A 7,391-nucleotide genomic window follows, 5' to 3' on the forward strand; every position below is an offset into this window, starting at 1 on the left:
GCGCCGAGCGGCCTTACCGTGGGGCTGAAGGCCGTCCCGAACCGCGAACCGGAGGTCGGAGGTCACCCGTGCCGTACCGACGTACGACGCCGCCCGGCCGGCGACCGGAATTCCGCTGCGGCCCCTGATGTCCTGGGCCTCCCGGTTCCGGCTGCTGCAGTACACGAAGGCCAGCCTCTGGATCGTGCCGCTGCTCGGTCTGCTCCTCGGCGTACTGCTCGCGGAATGGGCCGTCTCCGTGGACACCAGCGGGCTCCCGGCCGGCTGGCGGTACTCCGCCTCCACGGCCACCGGCGTGCTCACCGCCATCGTCGGTGCGATGATCGCCCTGCTCGGGTTCGTCGTCACGATCGGCGTGCTCGTGGTCCAGCAGGCGACGGGCACCCTGTCCCCGCGCTACATGCGCCTGTGGTACCGGGACCGGCTGCAGAAGGCGGTGCTGGCCACCTTCACCGGGACCTTCTCCTTCTCCTTCGCCCTGCTGCGCACCATCGAGGCGGACTCCGTGCCCGACATCGGGGTCACCCTGGCCGGCGCCGCCGTGTCCGTCAGCCTGTTGCTGCTGCTCGTCTACCTCAACCGGTTCACCCACAACCTCCGGCCCGTGGCCATCGCCGAACTGGTCGGACGGATGGGCGAAACGGTCCTGGCCCGCGGGGAAGCGGCGGTCCTCGGCGCCGCGCCGCGCGGGGGCGACCCCGTACCGGCGGCGGACGGCGGACCGGTCGCCTACGTACGGTCCGAGCGAGGCGGCGTGATCCAGGCGTGCCACGCGGGGCGGCTGACGGCCCTGGCGGCGCGCCACGACTGCGTCCTCGTGCTCACCCGCCTGGTCGGGGACTACGTACCGCCGGGCGCGGTCGTCGTCGAGGTCCATGGCGGGTCATCGGCACCGGATCCGCGGCGGGTGACCGGACTGATCGCCTTCGGCTCCGAGCGGACCATCGAACAGGACCCGGCGTTCGCGCTGCGGGTCCTCGTCGACATCGCCGTCCGGGCGCTCTCCCCCGCCGTGAACGACCCGACCACCGCGGTGCAAGTGCTCAACCACATCGAGGCGTTCCTCCACACGGTCGGCCGCACCGGTCTGCGCGACCGCTACGTGCTCGGCGACCCGCACGGCACCCCGCGGCTGGTGGTCCAGGGCCGAGACTGGGAGGACTACCTCCAGCTGGCCGTGACGGAGATCCGTGAGTACGGCACCTCGTCCGTCCAGGTCTGCCGGCGGCTCGGCGCCCTGCTGGAGGGCCTCCTCCACGCCGTGCCGGCCGTGTCCCGGCCGGCCGTCGACACCGAACTGTCCCTGCTGCGGGAGTCCGTCGACCGCGCGTACACCGACCCCGCCCGCCGCACCCTGGCCCGCACGACCGATCCCCAGGGCATCGGCGCCCGCCACCGCCCCGGCTGATCGATTCGATCAGCGGCTGTTGACCGGGAGGACGTCCGGGGAGAGGGCGGCGGCGTGGGCCGCGGCGGAGGTCATGTGCCGGCGGTGGTGGCGGCGGCAGAGGACCTCGTAGCCGATCTCCTCGGCCGGGCGGTTCACGTCCCCGACCACGACCTGCTCGCCTTCGACGACCATCACGCCGCCGACCGTACGGGCGTTGTGCGTGGCGCGGGCTCCGCACCAGCACAGGGCCTCGACCTGGAGCTGCTCGATCCGGTCCGCCAGCTCGATCAGGCGCTGGGAGCCGGGGAAGAGCTTGGTGCGGAAGTCCGTGGTGATGCCGAAGGCGAAGACGTCCATGTCCAGGTCGTCCACGATGCGCGCCAGCTGGTCGATCTGCTCGGGGGCGAGGAACTGGGCCTCGTCCACGATCACGTAGTCCGCCCTGCCGCCCTTCGACAGCTGCGCGACCAGGTACGCGTACAGGTCCATGCCCTCCGGCGCCTCGACCGCCTCCGTCACCAGTCCCAGGCGCGAGGACAGCTTGCCCTCGCCCGCCCGGTCGTCACGGGTGAAGATCACGCCCTGGAGCCCCCGCGCATCACGGTTGTGGGCGATCTGGAGAGCCAGTGTGCTCTTTCCGCAGTCCATCGTTCCGGAGAAGAACACCAGCTCGGGCATGGGAAGTACGGGACCTTTCGGATCGTGGGTGGAGTGACGGGGCCGGCGTGACCGGTCAGGTGCGGATTTCGAGCAGCGGGACGAGCTGCTCCTCCGCGGTCATGGAGCCGTGCATTCCGGCGAGCGCCGACTCCTTCGGCTCGTTGCGCGACGCGGTGATCGCGACATCGGCCTGGGCCGCCGCGACCACGTCGCCGATCCGGCCGAGCACGCGCTCGTCGCACTCCCCCGGCGGGCCGAACCAGCCCAGGTCCAGGGCCTCTTCGCGGCTCGCGACCCAGAAGCGGTCGCCGAGCACCTCGCGCCACACGGTCAGCACGTCGGCCTCGGCTCCCGGCACCGCGTACACGTGCCGGGCCCGGCCCTCGCCGCCCAGCAGGGCCACGCCGGCGCCGAGCTCCCAGTCCTCGTCGAAGTCGATCCGGCAGTCCTCGTCGAAGGGGACGTCGACCATGCCGTGGTCGGCGGTCACGTACAGCGCGGTGCGCGCGGGCAGCTGCTCGGCGAGCCGCTGGACGAGCCGGTCCACATACATCAGCTGGCCGCGCCAGGCGTCGGAGTTCACGCCGTGCCGGTGGCCGGCCCCGTCGAGCTCGCTGTAGTAGGTGTAGACGAGCGAGCGGTCGCCGGCCGCGAGGCGTTCGGCGGCCAGGTCCATCCGCTCCTCGCCGGTCATCCGGCCGAGGAAGGTGCCGCCGCTCAGGGCGACCTTGGTGAGCGGGGTGGTCTGGAAGGCGGGCGAGGACACCTGCGCGGTCGCCACACCGGCCTTGTCGGCCTCCTGGAAGACCGTCGGGTACGGCTGCCACGGCTTCGGCGGCGCCCACGGCTGCCAGCGGAGCTGGTTCATCAGCTCACCGGTGGCCGGGTTGCGCACGGCGTAGCCCGGCAGGCCGTGGCGGGCCGGCGGCAGCCCGGTTCCGACGGACGCCAGTGAGGTGGCGGTAGTCGCCGGGAAGCCCGCGGTGATCGGGCGCCCGGTGCCGCCGCGCGAGCTGCCGAGGAGGGAGGCCAGGTACGGGGCCTCGTCCGGGTGGGCCTTGATCTGCTCCCAGCCCATGCCGTCGACCAGGAACACGCAGTTGCGGTCGGCCGGCGTCAGCTCGGCGATGGCGGCGGTGTAGCCGGGGACGCCCTGTCCGGCCACGAGCGTCGGCAGCAGATCGGCGAGCGACCCGGCGCCGTACTCCGGGACGGGGGCGCCGGCCAGGTCCAGCAGCTCCGGCTCGGTCCAGTCCTGCGGTGCCGAGTAAGCCATCAGCGGGCGGAGGGGGAGGACGTGGCCGCTGTCGCCTCGCTGAGCGCCTGCGCGAAGACGAGGGTCTGGCGCACCGCCTCCGGTCCGTCGCCGGCCTCGCTGACCCGCAGGCTGAGGTCGTCGGCGGTGGAGTTGCCGGTGTAGCCGTGGTCGGAGTCGCAGTTGGGGTCTCCGCAGGCGGCCGGCTCCAGGTCGATCCGCGAGACGGCGCCCCAGCCGATGGTCAGGACGACCTCGCGGGGCAGGGTGCCGGGGGTGTAGGACTCCGGGTTGGCGACAACGCGGCTGAGCACCACGGAGGAGATGCTGGAGAGCTTGACCGACTCGGTGGAGGTCGTAGCGTACGGCGACGGGGACCCGGCGTCGGCGGCCTGCTCGTCGGTGTGGCTGACGATGAAGCGGTTGCCGGTCAGGACCAGCACGGTGACGTGGCGGCGCACCTCGTTGGAGTCGAAGGTCGTCTCCTGGTGGACCAGGTACGACGAGATCGGCTCGCCGCCCACCGCGGCCTCCACCGCCTCGGCCACGAGGGCCGGGTAGTAGCCGCTGCGCTCGATCGCCGTGCGCAGCCCCTGGGTCGTCGTACCGGATTTCGCCATGGGGTCAATGGTAAGGCCCCCCGGCTGCCCTCCTACCGCGCCGTACCCGCTCAGTAACTGGGGAGCGTCCGGGGGCCGAGATCACCGCGGGCGGGCGGATGGGCGACGCGGACGGTCGCGCTGAGGGCGCAGACGCCCTCGGCGGCGACCACGACGGGCTCCAGGGTGACTGCGATCACCTCGGGGTGGTCGTCCACGAGCCGGGACAGCCGCAGGAGCGTCGCCTCCAGGGCGGGGGTGTCGACGGGGTCGCTGCCGCGCCAGCCGAAGAGGAGCGGTGCCCCCCGGATGGACCGGATCAGTGCGGCGGCGTCCCGGTCGGTGGCCGGGACCAGCCGGTGGGCGGTGTCGCCGAGCAGCTCGGAGGCCACCCCGGCGAGTCCGAAGGAGAGGACGGCGCCGGCGGCCGGGTCGATGACGGACCGCACGACGGTGTCGACGCCCCGCGGCACCATGGGCTGCACCACGGGCTGGAGCTCGGCCGGCTTGCCGAGCGCGTCGGTGAGCTCCTCGTACGAGCGCCTCAGCTCGGCCTCGTTCGTGAGGTCGAGCCGTACGCCGCCCAGGTCCGCGCGGTGGCGCAGGTGCGGGGCGGTGGTCTTGAGGGCGACCGGGTAGCCGAGGACCTCGGCGGCCCGGACGGCGGCGTCGGGACTGGGCGCGGGGAGCGTGGGCAGGACGCGGATCCCGTAGCGCGCGAGCAGCTCGCGGGCGTCCCAGTCGCTGAGGGTCAGCACGGCGCCGCCGTCGACGTCTGCGAGCAGCCCGGCGAGCTGTGCGGCGGCGCCGGCCTCGTCGATGTCCTCGTACTCGGGGACCTGCCCGGCATCGGCGAGGGCGCGGCGCCACTGGCCGTAGCGCACGGCCTCCGCCACGGCCTTGACGGCGCGCTCGGCGGCGGGATAGCTGGGGATCCGGTCCGGCTCGGGGGTGGAGGCGGCCCGGCCGGGGGCGGCGGGGGCGGCCGGGGTCCGGAGGGCGTCGGCGGCGGGGTGGGCCGTCGTCGCGTCGGCGGGGCGGGCCGGCGGCTCGTCGGCGGGCCCGCGGGTCGCGGACAGGGCCTGCACCAGCTCGGCCAGTTCCACGTGCACGACCGCCACCGGCTTGCCCGGGGTGCCGGCGACGGCCTCGCGCAGCGCGTCGGCGAGGTCGTCGGCGAGGGCGTGCTCGCTGACCCACGGGATGGCGGTCACGATCACCGCGTCGCAGTCGTCGGAGGCGAGGGCCGAGGCCAGGGAGGTGCGGAAGTCCTCCGGGGACGCGGCGGTCGTCAGGTCCAGGGGCGGCAGCGGGCGCAGGCCCTGGGCCAGGCAGGCGTCGTAGGTGAGGACCCCGAGGGACTCGGAGTTGCCGAGGATCGCGATCCGGGGTCCGGCGGGCAGCGGCTGGGAGGACAGCAGCAGGCCGACGTCCACCAGCTCGGTGACCGTGTCGACCCGGATGACGCCGGCCTGCCGCAGGAGGGCGGAGACGGTGTCCTCCGACAGCCGGGTGCCGGGGACGACGTGCCCGGCGGGGGTGTGTCGGCCGCCCTTGGCGACGACCACCGGTTTGACGGCCGCCGTCCGGCGGGCGAGGCGGGTGAACTTCCGCGGGTTGCCGAGGGTTTCGAGGTACATCAGGGCGACGTCGGTCGCCTCGTCCTCGTACCAGTACTGGAGGATGTCGTTGCCGGAGACGTCGGCCCGGTTCCCCGCGGAGACGAAGGACGACAGGCCCTCGCCGCGCCGCAGCAGCGCCGAGAGCAGGGCGATCCCGATCGCCCCGGACTGCGTGAACAGGCCGGTCCGGCCGCGCACGGGCATCGGCGCGGGGGTCAGCGAGGCGTTGAGCTCCACGTCCGGGGCGGTGTTGATCACCCCGTAGGCGTTGGGTCCGATGAGGCGCATCCCGTACGAGCGCACCTGCCGCAGCAGCTCGCGCTGGCGGGCGAGGCCGGCCGGGCCGCTGTCCCCGTATCCGGCGGAGAGGACCACGAGCCCCTGCACGCCGTGCTCGCCGCACGCGGCCACCGCGTCGGGGACCCGGTCGGCCGGCACCGCGATCACCGCGAGGTCGACGGGGGCGCCGATGGCCTCGACGGTGCGGTAGGCCCGCACCCCGTCGAGGAGGTCGCGGGTGACGGCCTCGTTGACGGCGTAGAGGTGGCCGTGGAAGCCGCTGTCGCGCAGGTTGCGCAGGGCGGCCGCGCCCACCCCGGCGCCGGAACGGCTGACCCCGACGACGGCCACCGAGCCGGGGGCCAGCAGGCGCTGGACGGATCGGGCTTCGGCGCGCTGTTCCCGGGCGCGCTGCACGGCGAGGGACTCGGCGGTGGGTTCGAGGTCGAGGGTGAGGTGGACGGAGCCGTCCTCGAAGCTGCGCTTCTGCTGGTAGCCGACGTCCGTGAACACCTTGATCATCTTGGTGTTGGCGGGCAGCACCTCGGCGGCGAACCGGCGGATGCCGCGCTCCCGCGCCACCGCGCCGATGTGTTCGAGGAGCGCGGAGGCGACGCCGCGGCCCTGGTGCGCGTCCTGGACGAGGAAGGCGACCTCGGCCTCGTCGGCGGGGGCGGAGGCGGGCCGGCCGTCGGGGCCGATGCGGTCGTAGCGGACGGTGCCGATGAAATCCTCGCCGATGGTCGCGGCGAGGCCCACGCGGTCCACGTAGTCGTGGTGCGTGAAGCGGTGCACGTCGCGGTCGGAGAGGCGGGGGTAGGGCGCGAAGAAGCGGTAGTACTTCGACTCGTCGGAGACCTGCTCGTAGAAGCTGACGAGCCGGCCGGCGTCCTCGGTGGTGATGGGCCTGATCCGGGCGGTGCCGCCGTCGCGCAGGACGACATCGGCTTCCCAGTGGGCCGGGTAGGACGGGTCCGACTCTATGGTCATGCGCATACCTTACGGCCGGACCGGGCCGGACAGCGCTCGCGCGGCGCAGTAGGCAAGCCGGGACGAACCGGTGCAAGCTGAGGACGCTCGTCCAGCGGCGAGAACAAGGAATTCAGGCCGAGGGTCGGTCCGAGCATTCGGGGCGCCGTGAGAGACTGGTCTAGACAATCGTAAGAACCTGAAGGGCATCACCATGGCAGAGCGCCGCGTCAACGTCGGTTGGGCCGAGGGCCTGCACGCTCGTCCCGCCTCGATCTTCGTCCGTGCGACGACCGCTTCCGGCGTCCCGGTGACCATCGCGAAGTCCGGCGGCGACCCCGTCAACGCCGCCTCCATGCTGGCGGTCCTGGGCCTGGGCGCCCAGGGCGGCGAGGAGATCGTCCTCGCCTCCGAGGCCGAGGGCGCGGAGGCCGCCCTGGACCGCCTCGCGAAGCTGGTCGCCGAGGGCCTCGAAGAGCTCCCCGAGACGGTCTGACCCTTCGGGTTCGCCCCACAGAGCACCGGCGCCGAAGCCGCGGCCCTTCTTCAGGGCGTGTCCTGGCTCAGCCCAGGCGCTCCACGAGTGCGTGGTACTGCTCCCACAGCTCCTTGGGAGT

The 7,391-nt window shown here is 73.4% G+C and carries 6 protein-coding genes; 2 read left to right on the plus strand and 4 right to left on the minus strand.

The features are described from left to right. Positions 1-127: 127 nt before the first annotated feature. Positions 128-1,408, plus strand: coding sequence for a DUF2254 domain-containing protein (locus AB0F82_RS22700; RefSeq protein WP_362630651.1), 1,281 nt, complete (start codon positions 128-130; stop codon positions 1,406-1,408). A 9-nt stretch (positions 1,409-1,417) separates the two neighbouring features. On the opposite strand, the gene AB0F82_RS22705 is transcribed toward AB0F82_RS22700, so the two are convergent. The 4 genes from AB0F82_RS22705 to AB0F82_RS22720 are packed head-to-tail and all read right to left on the minus strand — an operon-like array spanning position 1,418 to position 6,801. After that, positions 1,418-2,068, minus strand: a complete 651-nt coding sequence (locus AB0F82_RS22705; RefSeq protein WP_356814503.1) for a thymidine kinase — start codon at positions 2,066-2,068, stop codon at positions 1,418-1,420. Positions 2,069-2,123: 55 nt separating this feature from the next. Next, positions 2,124-3,326, minus strand: a complete 1,203-nt coding sequence (locus AB0F82_RS22710; RefSeq protein WP_362630655.1) for an alkaline phosphatase family protein — start codon at positions 3,324-3,326, stop codon at positions 2,124-2,126. Then, complete coding sequence (locus AB0F82_RS22715) at positions 3,326-3,925, minus strand: DUF5998 family protein (RefSeq protein ID WP_069924106.1); 600 nt, start codon at positions 3,923-3,925, stop codon at positions 3,326-3,328. The genes AB0F82_RS22710 and AB0F82_RS22715 overlap by 1 nt, the downstream gene beginning before the upstream one ends. Before the next feature lie 50 nt (positions 3,926-3,975). Continuing rightward, complete coding sequence (locus AB0F82_RS22720; RefSeq protein WP_436842133.1) at positions 3,976-6,801, minus strand: bifunctional acetate--CoA ligase family protein/GNAT family N-acetyltransferase; 2,826 nt, start codon at positions 6,799-6,801, stop codon at positions 3,976-3,978. 187 nt (positions 6,802-6,988) lie between these two features. Here AB0F82_RS22720 and AB0F82_RS22725 point away from each other — a divergent pair, with 187 nt between their 5' ends. Beyond that, positions 6,989-7,270: an HPr family phosphocarrier protein gene (locus AB0F82_RS22725; protein ID WP_030026990.1), complete on the plus strand. Its 282-nt coding sequence runs from the start codon at positions 6,989-6,991 to the stop codon at positions 7,268-7,270. The last annotated feature ends 121 nt before the right edge of the window (positions 7,271-7,391 follow it).

The sequence above is a fragment of the Streptomyces virginiae genome (assembly GCF_040638905.1).
Taxonomy (GTDB): Bacteria; Actinomycetota; Actinomycetes; order Streptomycetales; family Streptomycetaceae; genus Streptomyces; species Streptomyces virginiae_B.